Source organism: Streptomyces sp. NPDC058534 (assembly GCF_042717365.1).
Taxonomy (GTDB): Bacteria; Actinomycetota; Actinomycetes; order Streptomycetales; family Streptomycetaceae; genus Streptomyces.
This window is the reverse complement of the sequence record NZ_JBHXNW010000052.1, coordinates 31,465-58,294: the sequence shown is the minus strand read 5'-3', so window position 1 is coordinate 58,294 and position 26,830 is coordinate 31,465. Positions and strand designations below refer to the sequence as shown.

Annotated in this window: 26 protein-coding genes and 3 pseudogenes; 16 read left to right on the top strand and 13 right to left on the bottom strand. The window is 69.9% G+C overall.

The window, feature by feature from the left end; genetic code table 11:
• The first annotated feature begins 138 nt into the window (after window positions 1-138).
• From ACFWR9_RS28145 to merB, 4 genes and pseudogenes are all read left to right on the top strand, one after another.
• The gene (locus ACFWR9_RS28145; RefSeq protein WP_383846683.1) at window positions 139-447 is read left to right on the top strand and encodes an ArsR/SmtB family transcription factor; all 309 of its coding nucleotides are present in this window, start codon (window positions 139-141) and stop codon (window positions 445-447) included.
• Complete coding sequence (gene arsB, locus ACFWR9_RS28140; protein ID WP_383846682.1) at window positions 444-1,535, top strand: ACR3 family arsenite efflux transporter; 1,092 nt, start codon at window positions 444-446, stop codon at window positions 1,533-1,535. Before ACFWR9_RS28145 ends, arsB begins: the two co-directional genes overlap by 4 nt.
• Complete coding sequence (locus ACFWR9_RS28135; protein WP_383846681.1) at window positions 1,532-2,620, top strand: ArsO family NAD(P)H-dependent flavin-containing monooxygenase; 1,089 nt, start codon at window positions 1,532-1,534, stop codon at window positions 2,618-2,620. Before arsB ends, ACFWR9_RS28135 begins: the two co-directional genes overlap by 4 nt.
• A gap of 76 nt (window positions 2,621-2,696) precedes the next feature.
• Window positions 2,697-2,792, top strand: a pseudogene (merB, locus tag ACFWR9_RS28130) (organomercurial lyase); the annotation flags it as partial.
• Window positions 2,793-2,824: 32 nt separating this feature from the next.
• Here merB and ACFWR9_RS28125 read toward each other — a convergent pair.
• Together ACFWR9_RS28125 and ACFWR9_RS28120 are read right to left on the bottom strand one after the other, a co-directional pair.
• Window positions 2,825-3,202, bottom strand: coding sequence for an ArsR/SmtB family transcription factor (locus ACFWR9_RS28125; RefSeq protein ID WP_383846680.1), 378 nt, complete (start codon window positions 3,200-3,202; stop codon window positions 2,825-2,827).
• A gap of 41 nt (window positions 3,203-3,243) precedes the next feature.
• Window positions 3,244-4,305 carry a flavin-containing monooxygenase gene (locus ACFWR9_RS28120; RefSeq protein WP_383846679.1) on the bottom strand — a complete coding sequence of 354 codons (1,062 nt, stop codon included), beginning with the start codon at window positions 4,303-4,305 and terminating at the stop codon, window positions 3,244-3,246.
• A 147-nt stretch (window positions 4,306-4,452) separates the two neighbouring features.
• Between ACFWR9_RS28120 and ACFWR9_RS28115 the strand changes: the two genes are divergently transcribed.
• On the top strand, window positions 4,453-5,850 hold the full coding sequence (locus ACFWR9_RS28115) for an NAD(P)-binding domain-containing protein (protein WP_383846678.1): 1,398 nt from the start codon (window positions 4,453-4,455) through the stop codon (window positions 5,848-5,850).
• Window positions 5,847-7,083 (top strand): annotated as a pseudogene (locus ACFWR9_RS28110) (MFS transporter). The gene ACFWR9_RS28115 and the pseudogene ACFWR9_RS28110 overlap by 4 nt, the downstream one beginning before the upstream one ends.
• Before the next feature lie 102 nt (window positions 7,084-7,185).
• On the opposite strand, the gene ACFWR9_RS28105 reads toward ACFWR9_RS28110, so the two are convergent.
• A complete protein-coding gene (locus tag ACFWR9_RS28105) occupies window positions 7,186-7,599 on the bottom strand; it encodes a hypothetical protein (RefSeq protein ID WP_383846677.1) in 414 nt (137 codons plus the stop codon).
• Window positions 7,600-7,773: 174 nt separating this feature from the next.
• Here ACFWR9_RS28105 and ACFWR9_RS28100 point away from each other — a divergent pair, with 174 nt between their 5' ends.
• A complete protein-coding gene (locus ACFWR9_RS28100) occupies window positions 7,774-8,817 on the top strand; it encodes a phosphotransferase (protein WP_383846676.1) in 1,044 nt (347 codons plus the stop codon).
• Here the strand turns inward: ACFWR9_RS28100 and ACFWR9_RS28095 are convergent.
• The 9 genes from ACFWR9_RS28095 to ACFWR9_RS28055 form a co-directional block, all read right to left on the bottom strand.
• Window positions 8,787-9,848, bottom strand: a complete 1,062-nt coding sequence (locus ACFWR9_RS28095) for a glycosyltransferase (protein WP_383846675.1) — start codon at window positions 9,846-9,848, stop codon at window positions 8,787-8,789. The two genes, ACFWR9_RS28100 and ACFWR9_RS28095, sit on opposite strands and share 31 nt — an antisense overlap.
• Before the next feature lie 7 nt (window positions 9,849-9,855).
• Entirely contained in the window at window positions 9,856-10,470 is a 615-nt protein-coding gene (locus tag ACFWR9_RS28090; protein ID WP_383846674.1) for a hypothetical protein, read from the bottom strand.
• Window positions 10,467-11,363 carry a PIG-L deacetylase family protein gene (locus ACFWR9_RS28085; RefSeq protein WP_383846673.1) on the bottom strand — a complete coding sequence of 299 codons (897 nt, stop codon included), beginning with the start codon at window positions 11,361-11,363 and terminating at the stop codon, window positions 10,467-10,469. Before ACFWR9_RS28085 ends, ACFWR9_RS28090 begins: the two co-directional genes overlap by 4 nt.
• A complete protein-coding gene (locus tag ACFWR9_RS28080; RefSeq protein ID WP_383846672.1) occupies window positions 11,360-12,091 on the bottom strand; it encodes a glycosyltransferase in 732 nt (243 codons plus the stop codon). Before ACFWR9_RS28080 ends, ACFWR9_RS28085 begins: the two co-directional genes overlap by 4 nt.
• A complete protein-coding gene (locus tag ACFWR9_RS28075) occupies window positions 12,088-12,969 on the bottom strand; it encodes an aminoglycoside phosphotransferase family protein (RefSeq protein WP_383846671.1) in 882 nt (293 codons plus the stop codon). The genes ACFWR9_RS28080 and ACFWR9_RS28075 overlap by 4 nt, the downstream gene beginning before the upstream one ends.
• Window positions 12,966-13,853 carry a glycosyltransferase family 8 protein gene (locus ACFWR9_RS28070; protein ID WP_383846670.1) on the bottom strand — a complete coding sequence of 296 codons (888 nt, stop codon included), beginning with the start codon at window positions 13,851-13,853 and terminating at the stop codon, window positions 12,966-12,968. The genes ACFWR9_RS28075 and ACFWR9_RS28070 overlap by 4 nt, the downstream gene beginning before the upstream one ends.
• Before the next feature lie 516 nt (window positions 13,854-14,369).
• Entirely contained in the window at window positions 14,370-14,810 is a 441-nt protein-coding gene (locus ACFWR9_RS28065) for a hypothetical protein (RefSeq protein WP_383846669.1), read from the bottom strand.
• A gap of 189 nt (window positions 14,811-14,999) precedes the next feature.
• On the bottom strand, window positions 15,000-16,202 hold the full coding sequence (locus ACFWR9_RS28060) for a helix-turn-helix domain-containing protein (protein WP_383846668.1): 1,203 nt from the start codon (window positions 16,200-16,202) through the stop codon (window positions 15,000-15,002).
• Between the two features lie 106 nt (window positions 16,203-16,308).
• A complete protein-coding gene (locus tag ACFWR9_RS28055; protein WP_383846667.1) occupies window positions 16,309-16,971 on the bottom strand; it encodes an HAD-IA family hydrolase in 663 nt (220 codons plus the stop codon).
• A gap of 38 nt (window positions 16,972-17,009) precedes the next feature.
• Here ACFWR9_RS28055 and ACFWR9_RS28050 point away from each other — a divergent pair.
• A pseudogene (locus ACFWR9_RS28050) lies at window positions 17,010-17,211 on the top strand (transcriptional regulator); the annotation flags it as partial.
• Window positions 17,208-17,753, top strand: a complete 546-nt coding sequence (locus tag ACFWR9_RS28045) for a flavoprotein (protein ID WP_383846666.1) — start codon at window positions 17,208-17,210, stop codon at window positions 17,751-17,753. The pseudogene ACFWR9_RS28050 and the gene ACFWR9_RS28045, both read left to right, overlap by 4 nt.
• 141 nt (window positions 17,754-17,894) lie before the next feature.
• On the opposite strand, the gene ACFWR9_RS28040 is transcribed toward ACFWR9_RS28045, so the two are convergent.
• A complete protein-coding gene (locus ACFWR9_RS28040; protein ID WP_019061278.1) occupies window positions 17,895-18,332 on the bottom strand; it encodes a hypothetical protein in 438 nt (145 codons plus the stop codon).
• Between the two features lie 540 nt (window positions 18,333-18,872).
• Between ACFWR9_RS28040 and hemL the strand changes: the two genes are divergently transcribed.
• From hemL to ccsB, 7 genes are all read left to right on the top strand, one after another.
• Window positions 18,873-20,189 carry a glutamate-1-semialdehyde 2,1-aminomutase gene (hemL, locus tag ACFWR9_RS28035; RefSeq protein WP_383846665.1) on the top strand — a complete coding sequence of 439 codons (1,317 nt, stop codon included), beginning with the start codon at window positions 18,873-18,875 and terminating at the stop codon, window positions 20,187-20,189.
• On the top strand, window positions 20,186-20,875 hold the full coding sequence (locus ACFWR9_RS28030) for a histidine phosphatase family protein (RefSeq protein WP_383846664.1): 690 nt from the start codon (window positions 20,186-20,188) through the stop codon (window positions 20,873-20,875). The genes hemL and ACFWR9_RS28030 overlap by 4 nt, the downstream gene beginning before the upstream one ends.
• A gap of 145 nt (window positions 20,876-21,020) precedes the next feature.
• On the top strand, window positions 21,021-22,319 hold the full coding sequence (locus ACFWR9_RS28025; protein WP_383846663.1) for a hypothetical protein: 1,299 nt from the start codon (window positions 21,021-21,023) through the stop codon (window positions 22,317-22,319).
• Window positions 22,320-22,385: 66 nt separating this feature from the next.
• Window positions 22,386-23,063, top strand: coding sequence for a TlpA family protein disulfide reductase (locus tag ACFWR9_RS28020; protein ID WP_383846662.1), 678 nt, complete (start codon window positions 22,386-22,388; stop codon window positions 23,061-23,063).
• Window position 23,064: 1 nt separating this feature from the next.
• Window positions 23,065-23,835, top strand: coding sequence for a cytochrome c biogenesis CcdA family protein (locus tag ACFWR9_RS28015; protein ID WP_383846661.1), 771 nt, complete (start codon window positions 23,065-23,067; stop codon window positions 23,833-23,835).
• A 3-nt stretch (window positions 23,836-23,838) separates the two neighbouring features.
• On the top strand, window positions 23,839-25,602 hold the full coding sequence (locus tag ACFWR9_RS28010) for a cytochrome c biogenesis protein ResB (RefSeq protein ID WP_383846660.1): 1,764 nt from the start codon (window positions 23,839-23,841) through the stop codon (window positions 25,600-25,602).
• Window positions 25,599-26,741: a c-type cytochrome biogenesis protein CcsB gene (gene ccsB / locus ACFWR9_RS28005; protein WP_383846659.1), complete on the top strand. Its 1,143-nt coding sequence runs from the start codon at window positions 25,599-25,601 to the stop codon at window positions 26,739-26,741. The genes ACFWR9_RS28010 and ccsB overlap by 4 nt, the downstream gene beginning before the upstream one ends.
• The last annotated feature ends 89 nt before the right edge of the window (window positions 26,742-26,830 follow it).

Sequence of the window (26,830 nt, the reverse complement as noted above, 5' to 3'; positions counted from 1 at the left end):
GAGGCGGGCCGCGCCGGCGGCAAGGCGCTCGTCGGGCAGGGCGGGAGTGGGGACGGCGGACATGGGAAGACCCTTTCGACGGGCCCATAGGTCAGCCCCAGCTGGTATCAGTGCCGGGTGATGTGACAGTATCAGCCCATGATGACGTCAGTCGACACTGACCTGATCCGGGTGCTGGCCGACCCGCTCAGGCTCCAGATCGTGACCCTGCTCGCGCGCGAGACGCTGTGCACCACTCACCTCGTCGAGGAGACCGGCGCCCGGCAGACCAACCTCTCCAACCACTTGAGAGTCCTGCGCGAGGCCGGGGTCGTCGAGACCGAGCCCTGCGGCCGGTACACGTACTACAAGCTGCGCCCCGACGCCATCGCCTCGCTCGCCGGGCAGTTCGCCGACCTGGCCGAGTCCGCCCGCAATGCCGCCGACAACAAGAGGGCCTGCCCGTGACCCGCACCGAAGCGCCCGCGACCGGCGAGAACGCCTCCGTCGTCGCGAAGCTGTCGACGCTCGACCGCTTCCTCGCCCTCTGGATCCTGATCGCCATGGCCGTCGGCCTCGGCCTCGGGCGCGTGATTCCCGGACTGAACGACGCACTGGCGAAGGTCGAGATCGGCGGCATCTCCCTGCCCATCGCGCTCGGCCTGCTGATCATGATGTATCCGGTCCTGGCCAAGGTCCGCTACGACAAGCTGGACGCCGTCACCGGCGACCGCAAGCTGATGATCTCCTCGCTGGTCATCAACTGGGTCCTGGGACCTGCGGTGATGTTCGCCCTGGCCTGGATCTTCCTGCCGGACCTGCCCGAGTACCGCACCGGCCTGATCATCGTCGGCCTGGCCCGCTGCATCGCCATGGTCATCATCTGGAACGACCTCGCCTGCGGCGACCGCGAGGCCGCCGCCGTCCTCGTGGCGCTCAACAGCGTCTTCCAGGTGATCGCGTTCGGCCTGCTCGGCTGGTTCTACCTCGACCTCTTGCCCGGCTGGCTCGGCCTCGGCGACGGCGAGCAACTGGACATCTCCATGTGGGAGATCGCCCTGAACGTGGTCATCTTCCTCGGTGTTCCCCTGCTGGCCGGGTTCCTCACCCGCCGCATCGGCGAGAAGAAGCTCGGCCGTGAGAGGTACGAGTCCGACTTCCTGCCGAGGATCGGCCCCTGGGCGCTGTACGGCCTGCTCTTCACGATCGTCATCCTCTTCGCCCTCCAGGGAAAGACGATCACCTCCCAGCCGCTCGACGTGGCCCGCATCGCGCTGCCGCTGCTGGTGTACTTCGCGGTGATGTGGTTCGGCACCTTCGCCCTCGGCAAGGCGATCGGCCTCGCCTACGACCGCACCGCGACCCTCGCCTTCACGGCCGCGGGCAACAACTTCGAGCTGGCCATCGCGGTCGCCATCGCCACCTTCGGCGTCACCTCCGGCCAGGCCCTCTCCGGCGTCGTCGGACCGCTCATCGAGGTGCCGGTCCTGGTGGCGCTGGTGTACGTCTCCCTGGCATGGCGCCGGAAGTTCACCACCGCACAGCCGGGTTCATGACGCAGGACATCGATGTGGTCGTCGTCGGCGGCGGCCAGGCAGGACTCGCCGCCGGCTACCACCTGCGCCGCCAGGGCCTGGACTTCGTCATCCTGGACGCCGCCCCGGTGCCGGGCGGCTCCTGGCAGTACATGTGGGACTCGCTGCACCTGTTCTCCCCGGCCGACCACTCCTCCCTGCCCGGCCGGCTCATGCCCGCACAGCCCGGCGAGACCTACCCGGATGCCGGGCACGTGGTGGACTACCTCACCGACTACGAGAAGCGCTACGACCTGCCCGTCCAGCACGGCACCCGCGTGGACGGCGTGCACCCCGACGGCGAGCGGCTCCTGGTGGAGGCCGATTCCGGCACCTGGCGCTCCGGGGCGGTCATCAGCGCGACCGGCACCTGGTCACGTCCCTTCCTTCCCGCCGTCCCCGGACGCGACGACTTCACCGGTCGCCAGCTCCACACCACGGGATACCGCTGCCCTGCGGACTTCAACGGGCTGGGGGTCCCCCCGGCCGGAGGCCGGGGGAGCGTCGTCGTGGTCGGCGGCGGGAACTCCGGCGCGCAGATCGCCGCAGACCTTGCCCTGGACGGTGTCGTGGTGACGTGGGTGACGCAGCGCCCGCCCCGGTTCCTTGCCGACGACGTCGACGGCCGCGTTCTGTTCGACGTCGCCACCGCCCGCCGCCGCGCCCTCGACGAGGGCCGCGGGGACACCGGCGGGGTCGCCTCGCTCGGCGACATCGTCGCCGTGCCCCCGGTCCGTGCCGCCCGCGACGCCGGACTCCTCCACGCGCGGCCGATGTTCACCCGGCTCACCACCACAGGCATCCAGTGGGCCGACGGCAGCCAGGCCGAGGCGGACGCCATCGTCTGGTGCACCGGCTTCCGGCCTGCCCTTGCTCATCTTGCCCCGCTGGGTCTGCGGGGGCCGCGCGGCCAAATCCCGACCGCAGGCACCCGGGCCGTCGCGGACCAGCGCCTGCATCTGCTCGGGTACGGCGACTGGACCGGTCCGGCCTCCGCCACCCTGATCGGTGTGGGCCGCCCCGCGCGTGACGCCGCCCGGGACATCGCGCGGCTGCTGAGCAGCTGACACTGTGCACCGGGCGTCAGGGCCGGGTCACGAGGACTTCCTGACCCTCGACGCCGGCGGCAGGATCCGGGCGGCGTATCCGTTCTCCGCGGTGCCGACCCCGCACCGCCTGCGTCTGGAGGGCGGGGTGGAGGCGTGGGCGATGTGCGCGATCGACGCCCTCGGCGTGGCCGCGATGCTGGTGTGACCCCTGCTGAGCTGTGGTCAGGCCGCTGCGGGGGCGGTGGTCAGCAGCTTGCCCATCGCGGCGAGCACGGACGGCTCGACGCGGTAGTAGACCCAGGTGCCGCGCCGCTCGGAGGTGAGCAGGCCGGCCTCCTTGAGCTTCTTCAGGTGGTGGGAGACGGTCGGCTGGGAGACGCCGACGTCGGAGATGTCGCAGACGCACGCCTCGCCGCCCTCATGGGAGGCGACGGCGGAGAACAGCCGCAGCCGCACCGGATCGCCGAGCGCCTTGAACATCCGCGCGGCCGTCTCTGCTTCCTCTGCGGTCATCGGCCGCTCGGTCAGCGGCGGGCAGCACGGCACCACGCCCTGGCCGTCGACGGGCTCGAGCAACGGCAACACCTTCGCATTCGACATACGTCTATGTTGACACACGTCGAACCAGTCGGGGAGGGCTGTCACCAGCCCGCGAGGCGGGCAGCGAGGCGACGGGCGATACGGGCAGCGTCCCGGCCCACCCCACGCAGGGAGTTCGACGACAGGCTGCGCTGCCACTCCAGCCCCACGAACGTCAGACCCGGCACGCGTGTGGCGATGCCCTCGGCGTGTCGCGGGAGCCCCGAGTCATCGAGGGCTCCTTCGAGGCCGGTGAGGTAGGGCAGATGGGCGCGGTAGCCGGTGGCCAGCAGGACGCTGTCCACCTTCTCCCGGGACCCGTCCGGCCAGAGCAGTCTGGCGCCATCCGCACCGGTGAACACGGGCCGCCGGTCCGGTCGGCCGGCGGCGAGCGCGGCGCTGTAGTGGCCGTCGTCGATGACCAGCTGCGTCGGAGGCGTGCGCACGAGGCGGCCGAGGGGTGCGATGTCCAGGCCGGTGCGCCGCAGCCAGAAGTGCAGGTCGCGGCCGAGGATGCGCTGCCTCGCGAACTTCACCGGGTTCCGGCCGGCGAGCGTGACTGTGGCGAAGCGGGCGAGTTCGGTTGCGATCTGGACAGCGGAGTTGCCCGCGCCCACGACCACGATGCGCTGCCCGGCGAAGGGCTCCGGGTGGCGGTACTGCGCCGCGTGCAGCACCGTGCCGGTGAAGCCCTCCAGGCCCGGCAAGGCCGGGCGATGTGGCCGGGTGAAGGAGCCCGACGCCGCGACCACGGCACGCGCCGCGAGCCGGCCGCCGCCCTCGATCTCCACCTCGAACCCGGCTCCGGCCTGGCGCACGGCGGTAACCCGCCGGCCGGTGCGGATGTCGGCGTCCAGGCGGTCCGCGTAGGCGGAGAGGTAGGCGACGACCTCGTCGCGGTGCGGGTAGCGGTCCGGGTCGGCGCCCGGGAACGCCATGCCAGGAAGCGAGCTGTACCGGGCCGGGGAGAAGAGCGTGAGGCTGTCGTAGTACTTCGGCCACGACCCTGCCGCCCGTCCGGACGCCTCCAGTACGACCGGGCGCAGCCGTTGCTGCGACAGGGCGTGGGCGGCAGCCAGCCCGGACTGCCCGGCGCCGATGACCGCTACATCCGCGTGCTCCATGAATGGACTCCTTATTTCGACAGATGTCTATGTTGACACTCATCGAATCAGGTGTCATGCTGGCAGCGCAAGACATCGACGCACATCAAAATAGGCCTGGTCGTGGTCGCCGCCCTGCGCGCTTCCCCCGTCAAGGAGAAACCCCTCATGAGCACCCTGCAGCTTCCTGTCGTCGTCATCGGAGCCGGCCCCGCCGGACTCGCCGCCGCCGCCCACCTCGTCGAGCGCGGCATCGAGCCCCTCGTTCTGGAAGCGGGCGGCCGTGCCGGCGCGGCCGTGCGTGAGTGGAGCCACGTGCGCCTGTTCTCCACGTGGGGCGAGGTCGTCGACCCGGCTGCCGAAAAGCTCCTGGCCCCCACCGGCTGGACCAGGCCCGACCCGGCGAGGTACCCGTCCGGCGGAGACTGGGCCGAGCAGTACCTGCAGCCGCTCGCCGAGGCCCTCGGCGACCAGGTCCGCACCGGCGCCACCGTCACCGGCGTCTCCCGGGCCGGACGCGACCGGATCGTCGACGCCGACCGGGAGCAGCAGCCGTTCGTCGTGCACGTCGAGTACGCCGACGGCCGCGAGGAGCGCGTCTTCGCCCGCGCGGTGATCGACGCCTCCGGCACCTGGGCCACGGCCGGCCCGTCCGGCGGCAGCGGCCTGCCCGCGCTCGGCGAGAAGGCGGCGGCCGACCGGATCACCTACCGCGTGCCGGACCTGAAGAACCCGGCCGTCCGTGCTCGGTACGCAGGTAGGCGAACGGCCGTGATCGGCTCGGGTGCCTCCGCCTTCACCGCGCTCGCGTACCTCGCCGACCTGGCCGAGTCCGAGGACGGTACGGGCACGCACGCGGTGTGGATTCTGCGTCGGGGCATCTCCGGCGCCACCTTCGGCGGCGGCGAAGCCGACCAGCTGCCCGCCCGCGGCGCCCTCGGCCTCGCAGCGAAGGCCGCCGTCGACAAGGGACACGCGGACGCGGTCACCGGCTTCCGCACCGAGGCGTTCGAACGCGACGGCGACGGACGCCTCGTCCTCCTCGGCGAGGACGGACGCCGTCTGGATGCGGTGGACGAGGTGATCGTGCTGACCGGGTTCCGCCCCGACCTGTCCTTCCTGAACGAACTGCGCCTCGGCTTGGACGAGCGCCTCCAGGCCCCGGTGGAACTCGCCCCGCTGATCGACCCCAACCAGCACTCCTGCGGCACCGTCTACCCGCACGGCCACCGCGAGCTCTCCCACCCCGAGCAGGGCATCTACCTGGTCGGCATGAAGTCCTACGGCCGCGCCCCCACCTTCCTCGCCATGACCGGCTACGAGCAGGCCCGCTCCGTCGCCGCGGCGATCGCCGGCGACCTCGACACCGCCGACCGCGTCGAACTCACCCTCCCCGAGACCGGAGTCTGCGGCGGCGCGGGCCTGTTCGACACCCCCGACCCCCAGCAGGCCGACGGCGGCGGCTGCTGCGCCGCACCGGAACGCCAGCTCGTACAGCTCGCCGCGCCCGCGGCGGTAGGCGCGGCTGTCGAGGAAGCTCCGGCGGGCGGCTGCTGCGGCTCGTGACCGGCCTCAACACCCGCGACAGCGGGGCCGCGACCGGAACAGGGGACCGGTCGCGGCCCCGCGCCGCTCTACCTGCCCTCTGCCTGACGCAGATCGTGAGCTGGGGCATCGTCTACTACGCCTTCCCCGTCCTCAACCCACGGATCACCACCGCGACCGGCTGGTCGGCCGGAGCGACCACGGCGGCGTTTTCGCTCGGCCTCGTCGTCTCCGCGCTCGCCGGAATCCGTGTCGGGCGCATCCTCGACCGGCGTGGTCCGCGCTGTCATGACGATCGGCTCGGCCCTCGGCGCCGCCAGTCTGCTGGTGGTCGCCACGGCCCCCAACCTGCCCGTCTTCTTCTTCGGCTGGGCGCTCGCCGGACTCGCGATGGCGGCGACCTTCTACCAGCCCGCCTTCGCCGCCCTCACCCGCTGGTGGGCCCACGACCACATCCGGGCCCTGACCATCGTCACCCTCGCCGGCGGCCTGGCCTCCACCGTCTTCGCGCCCTTGACCGCCCTGCTCGCCGAACACCTCTCCTGGCGCCACACCTACCTCGTACTGGCCGCCATCCTCGCCACAGTCACCATCCCCGCCCATGCTCTGGCGCTGCGTGCCCCGTGGCCCGACGCCCCACCCCCAACCGTGCACGCGGACACCGGCGAGTCCAGAGCCGAGCGCAGCAGGCCCTTCCTCCTGCTCGCAGCCGCCTTCACACTGTCGGCGTTCGCGATGTACGCCGTCGTTGTGGCCCTCGTCCCGCTTCTCCTGGAACGCGGCTACACGACCAACCAGGCAGCGTGGGCTCTCGGACTCGGAGGGGCCGGCCAAACCCTCGGCCGCACCTTGTACGCCGCACTGGCCCGACGCACCGCGGTGACGGCCCGCACGACGATCCTGATCGTCCTCGGCGGCCTCACCACCGCCGCGTTCGCCGCCGTGTCGGGCCCCTATGCCTTGCTGGTCGCCGCGTCCATCGCCGCCGGAATGGTCCGGGGCAATCTCACCCTGCTCCAGGCCACCGCCGTCACCGACCGCTGGGGCACCACCCACTACGGTCGGCTCTCCGGACTGCTCGCGGCCCCGGCAACCACCGCGGCCGCTATGGCTCCCTTCGCCGGAGCAGCGCTCGCCGGGCCACTCGGCGGGTACAGCCACCTTTTCGTGCTCCTGGCCATCATCTCCATGGCCGCCGCAATGCCCGCGGCCTGGACCACTCCCGACGCCGGCAACCGGCCCGAGTCCGAGTAGAGAACCCGCCCCGACTCAGAGTCGTTGTGAGCGCACCGGGCGGGCGATGGCGTCGCTGGCCTCCTTCAGGCCGGGGTCGAAGGCTCCGTACCACGTTCTGCTCTACCTGTTGCCGGGCAAGGTGTGCAGGTGGGTGGTGAAGGCGATCGCGTGGCCGGCCATCGCAGCCTTCCATGGTGCGCTGTCGGCGTGGGCGATCTCCTTCCACGCCGCAGCGTTGGCGGAGGCGAACGCCTCCTTCGCCTCCGCTGGTGCAGTGCGCCAGGAAGGGAAGCGGCAGGCAAAGGCGTCCGCCTCAACGAGCGTGTGTCCGGCTTCGAGGAGCCGCAGGATGAGGATGGCGGGGTCGATCCAGGCCGCGCCGCGGGTGGGCCAGGCCCAGTCGATGATGTGGGCTCTGTCGTGTGAGAGCGCCCAGCCGTGAGTGAGAACCGCACGCGGCCAGTGCCGGCCGAGGCCCCATCTGCTGGGTCTGCGCCTTTGTCCGGGGAGGCACTTGGGCCGCCTGTCCGCCACCCGGCGAGTCTCGTGATGCGGTTGGCCTCGACGGAGCTGATCAGCGCTGCGATCGCCGAAAGGAGAAACAGTGATCCATTCTGTTGACGAGCGGGGCGGGCGTGCCAAGAAGAGCTGCAGGCGTCCGAGTGATCGTTGTGCTCTGACGGGGCGTGCTCGCGTATCGTCCGTGGGGTGATTGATGCCACCGTGGCGGCCCGAAGCGATGTCGCAGAGAGCGTGCTCGAAGAGTTGATCGATGCCTTCGCTCTCGGAGAAGTGCGGGAGCGTCGGTATCTCGCTGACGGGTTGATGAACGCGAACTGGAGGCTCGACACTTCCGCTGGGAGATTCGCTCTGAAGCGGGTCACGGATGTCTCGCTGGAACGGTTGCAGCGCAATCTCGGCGTGCTGGCGGACCTCGGCGCCGACGGTGTCCCGGTGAGTGCCCCCGTCCCCTCGATCTTGGGGCCGCTGGTGGCGCAGGTCGACGGTGGCGCCTGGTGTCTGTTCCCGTGGGTGACCGGCTCCCATGTACGGGGTGTGGATCTCACCCTGTCCCAGGTGAGTGCACTGGGGGCGCACCTGGGACGCCTGCACGCGAGTCTGGGTGGGGCTTGCGGCCGAGGGCTGTTGCCCGAGGTGGCAGAGACGATCATCGCGGACGTCACACCGCCGGAGCGGGCGGTCGAGAAGGCCGAGTGGCTGTCCGCGGCCGTACGCGACAAGGGCACAGGCAGCGACTTCGACAAGGAAGTCGCTGCGGCCTTGGACCACCGGCGGGCCCTCGTCTGCACATACGCCGATCATCGTCCGCGATCCGCGACGCCTGAAGGTGACCACGGGTGGACGCATGGCGACGTTCAGTACCGGAATCTGCTCTGGGAAGGCGGGAAACTTGCCGCCATCCTGGACTGGGACCGGATCGCGGTGCGCCCGTATGCGGAAGAGGTCGTGCGGACAGCTCAGGTGCAGTTCGGAGTGGGCGGGGTGTTCGACGTCGCACGGGTGTCCGCGTTCGTCGAGGGGTATCGCTCTGTGGTGCCGCTGGAGCCATCTGCGCTGGTGGATGGTGCTCGGCGGCTGTGGTGGAAGCGGGTGACGGACTTCTGGCAGTTGGAGTTCCACTACGACCGCGGTGACTTCTCCTTCGATGACCTGTTCACCGCGGACGAGGCACTGCTGCACTGGTGGACGGATCGGCTGGATCAGGTCGAGGACGCGTTCGTCGCAGGGTAAATCCCGAGGCGTTCGAGGTTCGGTAGGCGGGGGCGGGTGAAGGCGGCCGCTCGTTGCCGAGCCCGTTCCCGCAGGGTGTGGTGGTCGGAGCCGCGGATGGCCTTCGCCCACTCTTCCGCGCCGGCCTCGGCGGAGAGCACGATTCCCGCGTTGCCAATGGCTTCGGGGATGCCGCCACGGTCGATGCCGATGCTCGGGGTCCCATGTAGCGCCGCTTCAATGATCACGCGAGGGAAGGCGTCCTCCACTGCGGACGGCACGAGCAGGAGGCGGTGGCTGCGGTAGAGGGCACTCATGTCGTAGACCCGCGGCACGTAGGTCACGTTGGGGTAGCCGGCGAACTTCTCGGCGGTGTTCCACCAGCCTTCCACCAGAGTGAAGCGCTGTTCGGGCATGCGGCGGATGAGCTGGTGCAGGAGGTCGGCGCCTTTCGCCGGGATCGGGTTGACCATGAGCACGGCGCTGGTTCGCTCACTGCGGTGCTGCTCCGGCCTCGGCGGTGTGAAGGGCGGGTACAGGACGGACAGCCGGGTGCCGTCCGCCTGGGGCGCACGTCGGAGAACGAACTCGGAGACGGCCAGTCCATGGTGCGGACGGCCGTCGAGGACCCCCAGTCCCGTCCTGGACACCGAGTGCAAGATGCCGGCGACAAGGGCGGTGGGCCGGGCGCGGACAGCAATGTCGGCCGCACCTTCCTGTGAGGTGAACACCACGTCCGGCCGCACGCGGGACAGCAAGCTCCGCAGGGCCATCGTGATCCTCTGCTGCGGTACGGCGATGCAGTCCACTCCGTTCCACTTGTAGCGCATGTCCTCCTGGGTCTCCTCGTACGCGGTGTTGTTTGTGTCGAGGTAGGTGCGCATTTGGGTGATCTGTGGGGCCCGATCCCAGGGCGCTTGGTGGGAGCCGAGATAGACGGTGCGCCACCCAGCTGCAGCGAGTTCTTCGGCGAGGAGTTGCTGGGTGACCTCGGCCCCACCGATGAGGAACGGTGGTGAGGTGCGTCGCCACGCGAAGAGGGCTGTGGGCATGGGGCAGTCACCTGGTCCAGTACGTGATGAGGGCCTCCACCGCGTGCGAGACCGCGTCCCGGCTGGTGTCGGCGGGGATTACGGCCACTTCTCCTGACACCGGTGGCTGCGCTGCGGAGACGAAGTAGTCCCGAGCGTGAGCGAGGAACGCCGGCTCGTGAAGGAAGTACTCGGACTCGGCCGCAGTATGCCCGGCCGCCTTGCGTCGCAGGGCCAGCTCTTCGGCCGGCACGTCGAGGTAAAGGGTGTGGTGGGGACGCAGGAACGGCAGCTCCTGGAGGCGGTCGCGTAGGCGGTGGTGGACGTCGTAGCCGAACAGGGCGTCGAGGGCGTGGGCGTGGGCCAGGAGAGTGTCCACCGAACGGTCCAGGAGGACGACGGGCTTGGCGTTGACGAGTGCCCGGCGCACGCGCGCACCTTCGATATCCATGAATTTCTCGAACGCGGCGAGCTGTTCGGCGGCGGATGCGGTGCGGGCTGGCGGGATGTCGGTGCGGCGGGCGATGTGCTGGACGTAGCAGTCCGAGACGAAGGCTCGTTCCTCGATGCCGCGTGTGCGCAGGTAGCGAACTGCGGTGGACTTGCCCGCGTACGAGGGGCCTTCGAGCGCGATGACCTTCACAGCGACTCCGTCCGGTAGAAGCGTTCGGCGAAGGACCCCGTGCCGCTCAGGAGGTCGGCTGCGGTGCTCCAGGCGTGCCGGATCGGCCGGTACATCTTCCGGGCTGGGTGCATCTGCGAGCCGTGCATGTGCAGCACCGTGACCTTGTCGAGGATGACGGCGGTGATGTCGAAGAGTTCGGGGAGCAGGGAGGGGCCGGTGCGTGCCCGAAAGAGGTGCTGGTCGCAGCCGGCCAAGGCGTAGGTGGACCAGAACGCGAGGTCTTCCCAGAACCAGCGGCATCCGAGGCGTACCGCTGCCGCATGCACGAGCAGGTGGTCGGGGTGGCGGGTGACGGCGGCCGGGGCGAGGAGTTCGGCGTCGGGATGGGCTTCGACGATCTCACGCAGTTCGTCCGTGACCTGGTCGAGGCGGTGCGGATCGAAGGGGCGGTACGGGGGTTCGGCGTCCTGGTGGCCGAGGAGGATGCGGTTGGCGGCGAAGGGTGCCAGGGCGGCGGCGCCTTCCCGGCTGCGCAGGTCGGACACGACGGCCTCGGTGCCATAGGTGTCCTCCAGGGTTGGGTGGACGCTGGTGGAGCGGGTGAACACAGTGGCGACGGTGAGCGGCCGGGGGTAGGCGAGGAAGGTGCCGGAGGCGGACAGAGCGAAGTCGTCGTGGTGCGGTTCGATGGCGAGCACCGGGCGGCCGACCGAGCGGCGCATTTCGATGAAGTAGAGCTGTCCGCTGTGCGGTGCCTTCAGCCTTATGATCCGGTGGTCGTGGGCGCGGTGCCGATCGGACAGGTGCTCGGTCCACTGCTGGTGGGAGTGCATGAGGTCGTCGGGGAAGGTGTAGATCCCTTCCGCGTCCGGTACGGGCAGCGTCACGGTCATGGTGGGCTCCGGGGTCATCGGACGGTGGTCTGGTACCAGTGGCGCCACATGCGTGGGGAGTTGAGCCGCAGCCGGGCGGTGACGGGGTTCTGCCACCACAGCATCCGGAGGCTGGACCACTGGTCGTAACGGCGGGTGGAGGGGCGTACACGGAGCTCGTCGAGGATCGCGACCGGGGCGTTCTTGCTGCGTCCGTGAGCTGTCAGGCGGTGGAAGAACTCCACGTCCTCGCTCATGAACAGGTCGTCGCGGTATCCACCGGTCTCCTGGAAAACGGCGGCCGTGGCGAACTGGGCGACGCCTTGCGCGCCGCCGTGCGCTTCTCGGTAGTGGTCCCAGTACGCGCAGAGCAGCCGCGCGCCGAGCCGCTTGGGGGTGTACAGGGGCGGGATGGCGCCGCCGACAGCGCCGCTGTCCATGGCGGTTGCCGCTGCGGTGATCGCCTCCATGGGAAGGGCGACGTCGGCGTCCGTGAAGAACAGATTGCGGCCGTGGGCAGCAGCCGCTCCGGTGTTGCGGACACGGCCGATGTTGCGGACGGTCTCGCTGATCACTCGGACGCCGAAGGAGGCCGCCATATCGGCGGTGGCGTCGGTGGAGGCGTTGTCGACCAGGATCACCTCTCCCCGCTCACCACTTGCTTCCTGCCACCGTTCGAGGGAAGCGAGGACGGTGGGGAGGTAACGGGGCAGGTATGCCGCTTCGTTGTGGGCTGGGATGACCACGGTCATTCCAGGGCTTGTCATCGGGCTGACCTTTCGCTGCGGGCCGTGCGGAAGAGGTGCGGTGTCTGACGGGCCAGGTCGGCCAGGCGGTCCGACCACGCGGAGCGACTCGTAGCGGGCGAGGCATGGACCCAGCAGCGGACGGTGTGAATGACAACCCAGGCCGACAACCGTGTGTGATCCAGAGGGTGCTGGTAGGCGTCGATCAGCGTGCGCCGGTCCCATGGTGTGTGCGCCGCGGTCATGACGAGGGCGTGAGCGACGTCTGCTTCCCTCCGGCCGGGCGCGGCATCGGTGAAGTCGACCAGGTACCTCGTGCCGTGCGGGCCGGAGAGGACGACGTTGTCGAAGTGGATGTCGCCGTGGCACCACACGCTGGGTGCTCTTTCCGGTGTGTCGGCGATGACGGCGAGAGCGGGGCCGATCTGGTTCAGCAATTCTGGTGGGCAGTGGCGGGTCAGAGAAGAGACCGAGTCGAAGAACGGGCGGCGAGGCACCGCCTGCTCGATCGGTGCTCGGTGCAGGTGCGCGAGGAGGCTGCCGAGGTCCTTGAGGGCTTGAGCATGCGGAATGCGCCCGGAGCGCACGGAGGCCCCCAGTGTGTGAACGCCGAGGTCGCTCGTGATGAGCGCCGTGGCTCCCTCGCTGGAGATGGTGCCGCTGCCGAGCACCTGCGGGACAGGCACAGCGACGCCGGCCGCGCGAATGGCGGCGGCCTCGGTCAGCGCGTTCCGGCGAGCGGTGTGGTCGTACAGTTTCACGATCACGCTGCGGCCGTCTCGGAGGCCGGCCCGGAACACGGCCGTCCGGGAGCCCGCAGACAGGCGCTCCCCGGTCAGGGCGGGTGATCCGAGCAGGGTGCTGGAAGCGCGGGAGACCATCGCGGGTGGCGTGGTCATCGGAGGCCCGCCGGCTCGGGATGGGCGGCGCCCAGCGCGCGGACGTGCCGCAGGGTCTGCTGCAGGAGGGTGCGGTACTCCCGTACGTCGTCTGTAACGGGGCACGCCCCTTGCCAGGGCTTCTCCGGGCCCACGAAGTGGACCAGGTGCGCGGCCGGGTCCGGCCGCAGGGGTCGGGTGACGACGCGGCGTACCCAGTCGCCGCGTTCGAGGTACCGGCCCACCTCGAACCGGTTGTATGCGGCGTCGGCCGGCCGCACACGCCCGGTGTTGAGGAGCCACAGGTTCAGGGCGTCCTGGTCATTGTGGAGGATGTGCCGACGGTGTCTGACCAGGGCTCGCTCGACCCCGTGGCGGATACGCGGCAGATCGGTGGTGTGAGCCCACAGGAGACCGGCGTTGTAGTAATGGCGGCCTCTCAGAAGCGGCCAGCGTTCGGCAGTGCCTGGCAGAGCTGGGCATCCGCCGACGGACGGATTGAACTCGTCACGTACGGCTCCGACCTCGCCGGGGCTGAGACCGCCGAGCGGGGTGGTCAGGTCGCCGCGGACCAGGACGTCGGCGTCCACGTAAATCAGGTACGGGCGACGGACGAATTCGGGCGTGAACTCGAATCGCAGGTAGGTGGTGAGGGTGATGTACGAGGCGTCCGCCATCCGCGCGGAGCGCAGCGGCGAGCGACGGGCCAGGGCGAACGAGCCGAAGCCGACCCGCTTGGCGAGGTCGGCCAGGAGCCGCGCCTGGGGCGCTCCCAGGTCGAAGCTGAGGAAGCGTAGCGCCGCGGCCTTGCGGGTGCGGGGGCTGAGGCTGTCCGCCAGGGAGGCGATGGTGGTGAGGCCGGGGGTGAGGTAGTGCCGGTCGATGCAGATGCCGAATGCGTACACGGCGGGTCCGCCTTCCGGGCGTGGTGGAGGAATGTGATCTGGCGCTGAGCTGCAGCCGTCAATGGCCGCGCACGGTGCGGACTGAGGAGAGCTGACAGCGGGGGGCAGGGGGCTAGAACTCACGGTCGGCCTCGTCCGGGCTGGCATCCGGCTGGCTGACGCTCGGCCGGTGGCCGACGGCGAGAGCCTGTTGGTCGTGAGTGATCAACGTGCCGTGTGAACACGGCAGCGAGGTGGCCGGTGAACCACACGCCGACGCAGAACCGCTCTACCGAGTCGACAGCCCCACTACGGATCGTGCGGTGGTTGCGCATCAAGTGCTCTTCTCGCGGTTCAGGCGGTCTGCGCGCGTTTCGAGTACGTGGAGCGCGTCGGGGTCGTCCGTTTCCCACTGAGTCGTGGTGCCGCCCGTCATCGGACGCAGGACCCAGGTGGCGCTCTGCTTGATGTCGGTGACGATGGCGTGACGTCCGTCAGCGTCTTCGACAAGGTCACCTACCCCCGCACGCGGCCGGGTCACGAGGCGGTTCCGGGCGCGAGGTCGTCCCACAGCGACCAGCCCGAGGAAGCTTCGAGCAGGATGCGGCGGCGTTCGTGCTGTCCAGGGGGCTGGCGGTTCGCAGGGGGCGGCGCCTCGGTGAGAAAGCCGCCTCGGTCACGGATCAGGACACCCAGTGCGGCGAACTGGTCGGCGTCTTCAACGAGGTGGGAGATCTCGGCGACGACGATGCCGCGGATCAGACCGGATGACAGTGCGCTCGTGACGGCCGCCCAAGCCGGGCGGGCGTCCAAGGGCACGCGTGGGCCGTCATCGGACCAGGTGCCCGCCACATGCCAGTGCCGGGCGTCGGCGTAAAGGCGTGCCCGCCGTTCGGCCTCGTGGACAGCGGCCGACTCGGTCGCGCAAGAGTAGACGGCGATCGGAACGTGTCCGATGCCGCCGGGGAGCTTCGGCATGTGCTCAGCGTGCTGTCGTTCCTTGGCGCGGGACAGGCACGGCTCGTGGCGGCGACGGGAAGTCGTGCGGCGATGGGCTGCCACGTTCCGTGCTGCTCTGTGTCGCCCTGCAGCGGGGGACTGCCATGGAGCGTGGCAGTGGAGCTGATGGCGGCCTCGGGGGCTGCTACGGGGCGTGGCGGTGGGTGCTCAGCGGACGGCGAGGGGCACACCGGCTGTGTGGGCGAGACCGCGGAGCCGCGCTACGGACACACCCGTGAGGCGCGAGATGATCACTCCAGGGAGCATCTGGTGCCGCACCCATCCCGGTGCCATGGCACACACCCCTTCCAAGGTGTCGGCAGCTCGGTCCCACCGGCGGCACTCCACGTGCGTCAAGGCCACGTCGAGGCCGTAGCGGGCCCGAGTGGCGAGCGGCACCGTGCGGTCCAGGCGAATGGTGTCCATGAGCCGAAGCGCACCGCCGGTGTCACCGTGAGCGACAGCGACGCTCATAGCCTGCGTAGCGGCGTAGAGCGGCCCGAAGGGCTGGGCATGGTAGCCACGAGCATGTTCCGTCCCGAGGCGGGCACCGACCGCATGCGCTTGGGACAGGTACTCCCGCGCGCTGTCCGGAGATGCGCCACCCCGAGACGCGGCCACAGCAGCGTTCGTGACGAGCTGCCCGTACACCGACAGCCGCTCCGGATCGTGCTCGGACATCTTCGGCTCGATCCGGTCGGCCTGGGCCGCAGCGAGCGCGAATCCCTGCGCGGTCCGCCCGTCGCGGAGATTCACCCAAGCTGTTGTGGCGGCAAGGTGGGCATCCCGTAGATCGTCGCCCGCTTGCACGGCGATCTGCCGGCCGTAAGTGAGCGCCGCATAGGCTAGATCCCGCGACCCCCAGACGTTCGCGGCCATCCCTGCAGTCTGGAAGACATCGGCCAGGACGCCAGACGCTGCCTCCCTCTCGGCGGCGTCCGCAGCGTCGTACCGGGCGCGGGCTTCAGGCAGCAAGGCGCCAAGCAGCGCACCGAGTTCGGTGTAGCGGCCTGCCCAGTAGGCCGCATCGGCATGCTGGATGGAAGCGCGAAGCTCCTCCACGGTGCCCGGCTCGCTGCCGGAGGGAATGCCGATCGCGGCATCGTCAGTGGCAGCGGACAGCGCGCGCAGCGCTGCCCGCTCGTCGCGGTCCATGGAGCGACGGGGCGCTTGCTGGCCGAGCAGTACGGCGATGTCCGTCCCGAGGGCGGAGGCGATGGACAAGAGCGAAGGAAGGGAGGCGGTGCCGCCTCGTTCCAGCTTCCGCACGACACCCACGGAAACGTTGGCGGCCTCGGCCAACTGCTCCTGCGTCATGGGGCCGCGCAGTGTCTTGATCCGTTCAGCGGTGCTGTACTCGGACCACTGCATGCCAGCAGCTCCTCCCCGTTCGGCCAAGCACGGACCGTACCCACTGCTTTACGACCGGCAACACCCACGGGTACCGCCGAGGCGGTGAGTTGGCTTGAAGTCGGCGCTAGACGGAAAGTGCAGTGCTTACTCTGAGCAATGCCTCAAGCTCGGCCACCGTGGCGGCTTCCTCTCTTGCAAGCACGGTGGTGATGCCCAGGGCCTCGGCGGGTGGCAGGTTCCTCGGGTGGTCGTCGACGAACACACACGCCTCGGCAGGAAGCCCGAGACGTTCCAACGTCAGCTCATAGATGGCAGGGTCGGGCTTCGCCATGCGGACCTGCTCGGAGATGACGTGCACATCGAACAGGTCCCAAATTGCCGCGTGCTCGTACGGGTTGAACGGATCGATGCCGAAACTGTTCGACAAGAGCGCAAGACGGTATCCCGCGCCCTTGGCGGCCCGCGCGAGTGCGGCCATGCGTCGGGCCGGCGGCACCGCCGCCCAGGCCCGCCCCATCAGGTTGTCCGGTGCGATCTGCGCACCGAGAAGTACCGCTGTGCGTTTGTTCCACTCGGCCTGGTCGATCTCACCGACTTCCAGCGCCGCGTACAACCGCCGGCCCTCAGGGTCGTCGTTGAGAGTGGCACGCCACGCTTCCGGGAGAAGCCCTTCAGACTCGCACCAAGCGCGGTGCACCGAACGCGGATCAGCGGTCAACACCCCGGCGAAGTCGAGGATGAGCCCATGCTTGGCTTGACGGTCCGTGGTGCCCATGGGCTGCGGCATGCTGAGTGCTCCCTCTCCCTTGGCCTCACAAAGACGCTACCGCGCGCCCCCGCACGCGGCGGCACATTCCCCGTTCCCCGAGCGACCGCGTGCTGGGTGGAGGCCGCCCGCGCCTACAGTCAGCGGGGTATCCGCCGCCCGGCCGTACGTGAACTGGTCGCCGGCATGGCAGCCCGTGACCGTCGCCGGGCACTGCCCGAGCTGCACCACTTCAGCCGCCAACTGGGAGTGCCCGCGTGAGTGACCAGCCCGACAAGCCGTTCCTCCAGATCGTGGTCTGCGCGGCAGGGGTCGCCGCCGACGTCGGCCGGCTGATCACCGCGGCTCAGGAGCGGCACTGGGATGTCGGTGTCGTCGCCACCCCGCAAGGGCTCGGCTTTCTTGACGCGGAGGCGGTCGAGGCCCAGACCGGCCGCCCCGTCCGCTCGGCCTGGCGATCACCGGGGGAACCGCGCCCGAGTCGACCCGCGGATGCGATCGCGGTCGCCCCGGCCACGTTCAACACGGTCAACAAGTGGGCCGCCGGGATCTCGGACAACCTCGCGCTGGGCATCCTGTGCGAAGCGCCCGCCATGGGCGTTCCGGTCGCCGTCCAGCCGTATCTGAACTCGGCCCAGGCCGCGCACCCGGCGTACCGCCAGAGCCTGGACCGGCTGCGCGCGATGGGTGTCCTCATCGGCTCCTACGAACCGCACCGGCCGAAGGCGGGCGCCGGGGCGGATCGCTACCGCTGGGAGGAAGTGCTGGAGCTGCTCACCCCCGGGCTGTCCGCGCGGTCGTGATCAGCGCCTTCGTGCTCCAGGTGGGCGCGGGGCGAGACCCTGGCCGCGTCGTGGGCCGGCGTACCGCGGGGCTGGGGCCCTCCCCGGCACGGAAAGGGGCGAGGTCCGAAGGACCCCGCCCGACACCACCGAAAGACCAGGTCAGGGCCAAACCAAGCAATACGGCTGATGCCCCGCCTCATGCAACCGATGGCTGAAGTCCTGCCACTCGTGCAGCAACTGGTACACGTTGAACGCGTCCCGCGGCCCGCCCCGGTCCGGGACCGTCGACCAGATGAAAGCCGCCGCGCCGACCGCCTCCTCGCCGATGCCGCGCAGGGGGTCGACGACGGTCATCGGGAGTTTCACGACCGCGTAGTCGGGGTGGAGGACGACCAGTTCCAGCGGGGGGACCTTGTTCAGGGGCACGCCCTCGATGCCGGTGAGGACCATGGCCGCCATGGTCTCCGGCTTGATCTTGGTGAACATGCCGTTCATCCCGAGCTCGTCGCCGCCGAGTTCCTCGGGGCGCATCGAGATCGGGACGCGGGCCGCGGTCGCGCCGTCGGGCGCGCCGAAGTACTTGTAGGTCACCCCCACCCGACCACCATTCCCGCTCTCCGCCCCCGGCCGGTCGGCGTGCCGTGCGTCCCGGTCGGGCTCGCTCGGTGTGCCGTGTGTCTGATGTGCTTCGGACGCTTCCTCCGCCTCGCGTCGGTGCCTTCCCCGCCGGGCACGTCGAGGACCCAGGTCGTCGGTCCCCTCGCCCAGTCCGCCACCGCGATGCATATCTCCACCCGACTGCTTTTCTAGGACGCGTGGCCCCCGCCGCGCAACCCGATCATCGTGTCAGTGACCTCCCCCACGGCCGCTCGCCGAAACGTGCGGTGAAACATCTGTCCGTCACGAGTCCGCAGGACGGTCGGCAGCCGCGCCCCCGCCGCCCGGTTGAGCTGCGTGGACGGGCTCCAGTCTGGCAGACGGGACGGCGATCGGGGCGGTTGTCTACCCTTGTCAAGGTCACCCTGGGCAACCAGAGGCCGGGCCGGGGCCGAGAAGGGCCCGAGCATGGCCCGGGCAGGGCCCACGCGGAGTCCGATACGTCGGAGAAGGTCGAGAAGGTCGGAGAAGTCGCAGGTCATGAGCGAACTGGCATATCCATACGAAGCACCGGCCTCGCAGGCTCTGTTCGACCGCGCGGCGGCCGTCACACCCGGCGGCGTGAACTCCCCGGTGCGCGCCTTCCGTGCGGTCGGCGGCACACCGCGGTTCATGGTGTCCGGCACCGGGCCGTACCTGACCGACGCGGACGGGCGCGAGTACGTCGACCTCGTCTGCTCCTGGGGGCCGATGATCCTCGGGCATGCCCACCCCGAGGTGATCGCCGCCGTGCAGGAGGCCGTGGCGCGCGGTACGTCCTTCGGTACGCCCGCCGAGGGCGAGGTCGCCCTCGCCGAGGCGATGGTCGAGCGGGTCGCGCCGCTGGAGGAGGTGCGGCTCGTCTCCAGCGGGACCGAGGCCACCATGTCGGCCATCCGGCTCGCCCGCGGGTTCACGCGGCGCACCAAGGTGATCAAGTTCGCCGGGTGTTACCACGGTCACGTCGACTCGCTGCTGGCCGCCGCCGGCTCCGGCGTCGCCACCTTCGCGCTCCCCGACACCCCCGGCGTCACCGGCGCGCAGGCGAGCGACACGATCGTGCTGCCGTACAACGACCTGGAGGCCGTGCACGCCGCCTTCGCCGCGCACCCCGGCGAAATCGCCTGCGTGATCACCGAGGCGTCCCCCGGCAACATGGGCGTCGTGCCGCCGCTGCCCGGGTTCAACCAGGGGCTGAAGGACGCCTGTGCCGCCCATGGCGCGCTGTTCGTCTCCGATGAAGTGATGACCGGGTTCCGGACCAGCCGGGCCGGGTGGTACGGCGTGGAAGGGGTCGTCCCCGACCTCATGACCTTCGGCAAGGTCATGGGCGGTGGGTTCCCCGCCGCGGCCTTCGGCGGGCGGGCCGATGTCATGGCGCACCTCGCCCCGGCGGGCCCCGTCTACCAGGCCGGCACCCTCTCCGGTAACCCCGTCGCCACCGCCGCCGGCCTCGCCCAGCTGCGGCTCCTCGACGACGCGGCCTACGAGACGGTCAACGCCGTGTCGAAGCAGATCCAGGGGCTCGTCACCGAGGCGCTGAGCAAGGAAGGCGTCGCGCACACGCTCCAGAACGCCTCCAACATGTTCTCCGTGTTCTTCACCGACCGGCCGGTCACCAACTACGACCAGGCCCGGGCGCAGGAGTCCTTCCGGTTCACCGCCTTCTTCCACTCGCTCCTCGCGAACGGCGTCTACCTGCCGCCCTCCTCCTTCGAGTCCTGGTTCGTCTCCACCGCCCACGACGAGCGGGCCGTCCAGCGCATCGCCGACGCCCTCCCGGCGGCGGCCCGCGCGGCCGCGGAGGCGACGGCATGAGCGGGACGCGCGACGACGACCTCACCGTCGTCCATGTGATGCGGCACGGCGAGGTCGAGAACCCCACCGGCGTGCTCTACGGCCGGCTGCCCGGCTACCACCTCTCCGATCTGGGCCGGCGCATGGCCGACCGGGTCGCCGAGCACCTCGCCCCCCGCGACGTGACGTACGTCGTGGCCTCCCCGCTGGAGCGGGCGCAGGAGACGGCGACGCCGATCGCCAAGTCGCACGGCGTCGACCTCGACACCGACGCGCGGCTCATCGAGGCCGGCAACGTCTTCCAGGGCAAGACCTTCGGCATCGGGGACGGCGCGCTGCGCCGGCCCGGCAACTGGAAGCACGTGGTCAACCCGTTCCGGCCGTCCTGGGGCGAGCCGTACGTCGACCAGGTCGTCCGGATGAAGGGCGCGCTGGACGCGGCCCGGGACAAGGCCCGCGGGCACGAGGCCGTGATCGTCGGCCACCAGCTGCCGATCTGGATCCTGCGCTCGTACGTCGAGCGGCGGCGGCTGTGGCACGACCCGCGCAGGCGGCAGTGCACGCTGGCGTCCCTGACGACGTTCACGTACCGGGGCGACCGGGTCGTCTCCGTCGGCTACACCGAGCCCGCCCGCGACCTCGTCCCGGCCCACCTCCTCGCGGGCGCCAAGCCCGTGAAGGGGCAGGGCAAGGCGTACGGCGCCTGACGGGTCGTACCGACCGGCGGCGGGGGCGGGTTGTGGCTCGCGTCACAAGTCGCTGTTACTCAATCCGCGCAAATTTCCGGAACCCGCTCGTTCGTCGCGTCCTCTGTCCTGGTGACCACCCAAGGACGCGACGAACGAGGTTGCGATGCGCACTTCCAACCGCACTCTCACCCGCAGGGGGATGCTCGGACTCGGCGCCGGCGCCGCGGCGGCCGTCGGGCTCGCGGGCTGCGGCTCCGGTTCCCACAAGTCGTCGGACGGCTCGCACCAGGCCGGTGACTCCGGGAAGCCCACGCACTCCGGCAGCGGCAAGGCCCCGGCGAAGCCCATCGGCGACGGCTCCACGTCGTACACCGGCAAGCAGCCGCACCAGCCGGACGGACCGGTGCCGTTGGAGCCCGGCCAGACGCCGCCGCAGTTCGTCGTGTTCTCCTGGGACGGTGCCGGCGAGGTCGGCAACGGGCTCTTCCCGCGCTTCCTCGACCTCGCGCAGGAGCACGGCGCGCACATGACGTTCTTCCTCTCGGGCCTGTACCTGCTGCCCGAGTCGAAGAAGCGCCTCTACGACCCGCCGAACAACCCGCGCGGCGCCTCCGACATCGGCTACCTCACCGACGCCCACATCAAGGACACGCTGAAGAACGTCCGCCGGGCCTGGCTGGACGGCCACGAGATAGGCACCCACTTCAACGGCCACTTCTGCGGTGGCGGCGGCTCGGTCGGCAACTGGACGTCCGCGCAGTGGCGCAGCGAGATCGACCAGGCCAAGTCCTTCGTCAAGGAGTGGCGGACCAACAGCGGCTGGACCGACCTGCCGTCCCTGCCCTTCGACTACGACAAGGAACTCGTCGGCGGCCGCACGCCCTGTCTGCTCGGTCAGGACAAGCTGCTGCCCACCGCCCGCGAGCTGGGCTGGCGCTACGACGCCTCCTCGCCCGGCGGCCGTCAGGTGTGGCCGGCGAAGAAGGACGGCATCTGGGACTTCCCGTTGCAGCAGATACCGTTCCCCGGACACTCCTTCGAGGTCCTGTCGATGGACTACAACATCCTCGCCAACCAGTCGGTCAACTCGACCAAGGCCCCCGCCCACAACTACCCGGGCTGGCGCGAACAGGCCACGAACTCGTACATATCCGGCTTCAAGCGGGCGTACGAGTCGAACCGGGCGCCCTACTTCATCGGCAACCACTTCGAGGTGTGGAACGGCGGCATCTACATGGACGCCGTCGAGAACGTCCTCAAGCACGTCGCGCGGGAGAAGGTGAAGGGCGAGGACGTCCGGCTCGTCTCCTTCCGCCAGTTCACCGACTGGATGGACGTGCAGAAGCCGGAGGTGCTGGCCAAGCTGCGCACCGTCGAGGTGGGGCAGCGGCCGGCCGGTGGCTGGAACGCTTTCCTCAAGGACGCGCCGGCCACCTCGGGAGCGCCCTCGAACGCCGCCTGAAATGCGGGTTTCCGCCCGTGAGGGGGGTGCGCAAGATCCTCGGAACGGGCATGCGAAACTTTTCACATGAGTGCCGCCAGCCGCGCCCCCCTGCGCTCGAACCGCTCGACCCGCACGAACCGCACCGCCGCCCGCGTCCGTGGTCGCGCCGTCCTCGCCGTCGGCACAGCCGCCGCGGCGCTGCTCGTGTCCGCGTGCAGCTCCGGCGGCACCTCGGGCGGCGGCGGCCAGACGGGCTTCATCACCGGCTCGGACGGCATCGCCACCGCCAAGAAGGGTGAGCGCGCCGACGCCCCCGAGCTGTCCGGCAAGACCGTGGACGGCGGACAGGTCGACGTCGCCGACTTCAAGGGCAAGATCGTCGTCCTCAATGTCTGGGGCTCCTGGTGCGGGCCCTGCCGCGCCGAGGCCAAGAACCTGGAGACGGTCTACAAGGACACCAAGGACCAGGGCGTCCAGTTCGTCGGCATCAACACCCGCGACACCTCCACCGGTCCGGCCCGCGCCTTCGAGAAGGACTACGGGATCACCTACCCGAGCCTGTACGACCCGACCGGCAAGCTGATGCTCCGCTTCGAGAAGGGCACCCTCAACCCGCAGGCCATCCCCTCGACGCTCATCATCGACCGGGAAGGCAAGGTCGCCGCGCGCACGCTCCAGGCGCTCAGCGAGGAGAAGCTGCGCAAGATGCTCGCCCCGTTCCTCGCCGACGGATCCGCCGGCTCCGGCAAGTCGGAGAAGTGACGTGTCCGCAGTGACCACGCTGGCCGCCGAGGGCTACAACGGCACGGTGCTCAACGGCGCCCTCCTCGTCGCCCTCCCCATCGCCCTGCTCGGCGGTCTCGTCTCCTTCTTCTCGCCCTGCGTCCTGCCCCTGGTCCCCGGCTACCTCTCCTACGTGACCGGGGTCACCGGCACCGACCTCGGCGAGGCCCGGCGCGGCCGGATGGTGGCCGGCGCCTCCCTCTTCGTCCTCGGCTTCACCGCCGTCTTCGTCTCCAGCGGGGCGCTGTTCGGCTACTTCGGCGACACGCTCCAGGAGAACCGGGGCGTGCTGAGCACGATCCTGGGCGTCTTCATGATCCTCATGGGCGTGTTCTTCATGGGGCTCATGCCCTGGCTCACCCAGCGCGAGTTCCGCTTCCACAAGAAGCCCGTCGGCGGCCTGGTCGGCGCTCCGATACTCGGCGCGCTGTTCGGCATCGGCTGGACCCCCTGCATCGGCCCGACCCTCGCCTCCGTACTCGCGCTCTCCGCCGACCAGGGCACCGCCGGCCGCGGCGCCATACTGACCGTCGCCTACTGCCTCGGCCTCGGCGTCCCCTTCGTCCTCGCCGCGGTCGCCTTCCGCAAGGCGCTCGGCGCCTTCGGCTGGATCAAGCGGCACTATGTCTGGGTGATGCGCGTCGGCGGCATCATGATGATCGCGACCGGCCTGCTGCTGGTCACCGGCGCGTGGGACGCCATCGTGCAGTCCATGCAGACCTGGTCCAACGGCTTCACTGTGGGGATCTGACCGATGAGCAAGACGACAACGGGCAAGACCCCGACAGCCACCGAGGAAGGGGAGCTCGGCGCCGCCGGCTCCCAGCTGTCCACCGCCCCCAAGGAGGAGGCCCCTAACCTCCCCTCGCTCGGCGTGATCGGCTGGGCCCGCTGGTTCTGGCGCCAGCTCACCTCGATGCGCGTCGCGCTGCTGCTGCTCCTGCTGCTGTCCCTGGGCGCGATCCCCGGGTCGCTGATCCCGCAGGACGGCGTCGACGCGATGAGGGTCGAGGAGTTCCGGCAGAACCACGACATCCTGGCGCCGGTCTACGACAAGCTCGGCCTCTTCCACGTGTACAGCTCGGTGTGGTTCTCCGCGATCTACATCCTGCTGTTCGTCTCCCTCATCGGCTGCATCGTCCCGCGCACCTGGCAGTTCGTCGGCCAGCTCCGCGGCCGCCCGCCCGGCGCCCCCCGGCGGCTGGACCGGCTGCCCGCCTACACCACCTGGCACAGCGGGTCCGAGCCCGAGGAGGTCCGCGAGGCCGCGCTGACACTGCTGAAGAAGCGCCGCTTCCGCGCGCACGCCGTCGGCGACGCCGTCGCGGCCGAGAAGGGCTACCTGCGGGAGGTCGGCAACCTCGCCTTCCACATCGCGCTGATCGTGATGCTGATCGCCTTCGCCTGGGGCCAGCTGTTCAAGTACGAGGGCAACAAGCTGATCCTGGAGGGCGACGGCTTCGCCAACACCCTCACCCAGTACGACGACTTCAAGTCCGGGAACCTCTTCGACCAGGACCAGCTCGACCCGTTCAGCTTCTCCCTGAAGAACTTCCGCGGCACCTACGAGCCGACCGGCCCCAACCGCGGCACCCCGCGGATCTACGAGGCCCACGTCACGTACAGCGAGGGCGCCGACGGCGCCGAGAAGACCAAGACCATCAAGGTCAACAAGCCGATGGAGATCGACGGCTCCAAGGTCTACCTCGTCAGCCACGGCTACGCGCCCGTCGTCACCGTCAAGGACGCCAAGGGCGACGTCGTGATGGACAAGCAGGCCGTGGCCCTGCTGCCGCTGGACTCCAACGTCACGTCCTCCGGCGCCATCAAGGTCATGGACGGCTACCGCAACGCCAGGGGCGTCAAGGAACAGCTCGGCTTCAACGCGTTCTTCCTGCCGACCTACGGCGGCAAGGGCAGCACGATGCTCTCCACCTTCCCGGCGCTGATCAACCCGATGCTCGCGCTCTCCGCCTACCACGGCGACCTCGGTGTCGACGCGGGCTTCCCGCAGAGCATCTACCAGCTCGACAAGACCAACCTGAAGGAGTTCAAGGACTCCGACGGCAAGCTGTTCAAGAAGCAGCTGAAGGTCGGCGAGACCATGACCCTCCCGAACGGCGCCGGCTCGGTCACCTTCAACGGCATCCACGAGTGGGCCGGCTTCCAGGTCACGCAGCAGCCCGGCAGCGGCTGGGCGCTCGGCGGCTCCGTCGTCGCCATCCTCGGCCTGGCCGGCTCCCTGTTCATCCAGCGCCGCCGCGTCTGGGTGCGGGCGGTGCGGGGCGCCGACGGCGTCACGGTCGTCGAGATGGCCGGCCTCGGCCGCAGCGAGTCCGCGAAGCTCCCCGAGGAACTGGGCGACCTGGCCGGGGTCCTGTACGACCAGGCGCCGGACACCCCGAAGCCCGACGCCCCGAAGCCCGACGCACCGAAGCCCGACGCACCGAAGAACGACGACGAAACCCCCGATTCCCCCGACACCCACGTCGTACCTGCCGAAGGGGCTGAGAAATGACTCTCGCCGCCGCAACCGAGCTGGCCGCCGCGACCAACGAGAATCTCGCGAACGTCAGCAACACGCTGATCTACTCGTCGATGGCCGTCTACACCCTGGCCTTCTTCGCGTACATCGCCGAGTGGCTCTTCGGCAGTCGCAGCAAGGTCGGCCGTACCGCCGCCGCGCTCACCGCCACCAACGAGGCGAAGGCGGTCAAGGCGAAGGCCGGACCTACCGTCACCGTGAACAAGGCCGGCGGCACCGCCGTACTGGAGCGCCCCGAGGTCGTCGTACGCGCCGCCTCCGGCTCCCGTGACGTGCCCGACGGTCCCGGCGCGCACGGCGGCACCGAGCAGGGCGACCTGTACGGGCGGATCGCCATCTCGCTCACCCTCCTGGCGTTCGCCGTCGAGGCGGGCGGTGTCCTCACCCGCGCCCTGTCGGTGCAGCGGGCGCCGTGGGGCAACATGTACGAGTTCAACATCACGTTCACGACGGTCGCCGTCGGCGTGTACCTCGCGCTGCTCGCCCTGAAGAAGAACGTCCGCTGGCTGGGCCTGCCCCTGATCATCACGGTCCTGCTCGACCTCGGCCTCGCCGTCACCGTCCTCTACACCGCCAGCGACCAGCTCGTCCCGGCCCTGCACTCGTACTGGCTGTACATCCACGTCTCCACGGCGATCTTCTGCGGCGCGGTCTTCTACGTCGGCGCGGTCTCCACGATCCTTTACCTCTTCAAGGACTCGTTCGAGAACAAGCTCGCCTCCGGCGGCAAGCCCGGCCGCTTCGCCAACTCGGTCCTGGACCGGCTGCCCGCCGCCGCCTCCCTCGACAAGTTCGCCTACCGCGTCAACGCCGCCGTCTTCCCGCTGTGGACGTTCACGATCATCGCGGGCGCGATCTGGGCGGGCGACGCCTGGGGCCGCTACTGGGGCTGGGACCCCAAGGAGACCTGGTCCTTCATCACCTGGGTCGCCTACGCCTGCTACCTGCACGCCCGCGCCACCGCCGGCTGGAAGGGCCGCAAGGCCGCCTACCTGGCCCTGATCGCCTTCGGCTGCTGGCTGTTCAACTACTACGGCGTCAACATCTTCGTCTCCGGCAAGCACTCCTACGCGGACGTGGGCCTGGGCGCCCTTCAGTCCGTCGGTTTCTGACTGAAACTCGCCGGGCCACAGGCTGACGCACCGTCGCGTTAGGACAATCGGGCTGTTTCGGCTTATATGCGATATTCGCCCGGCGGGCA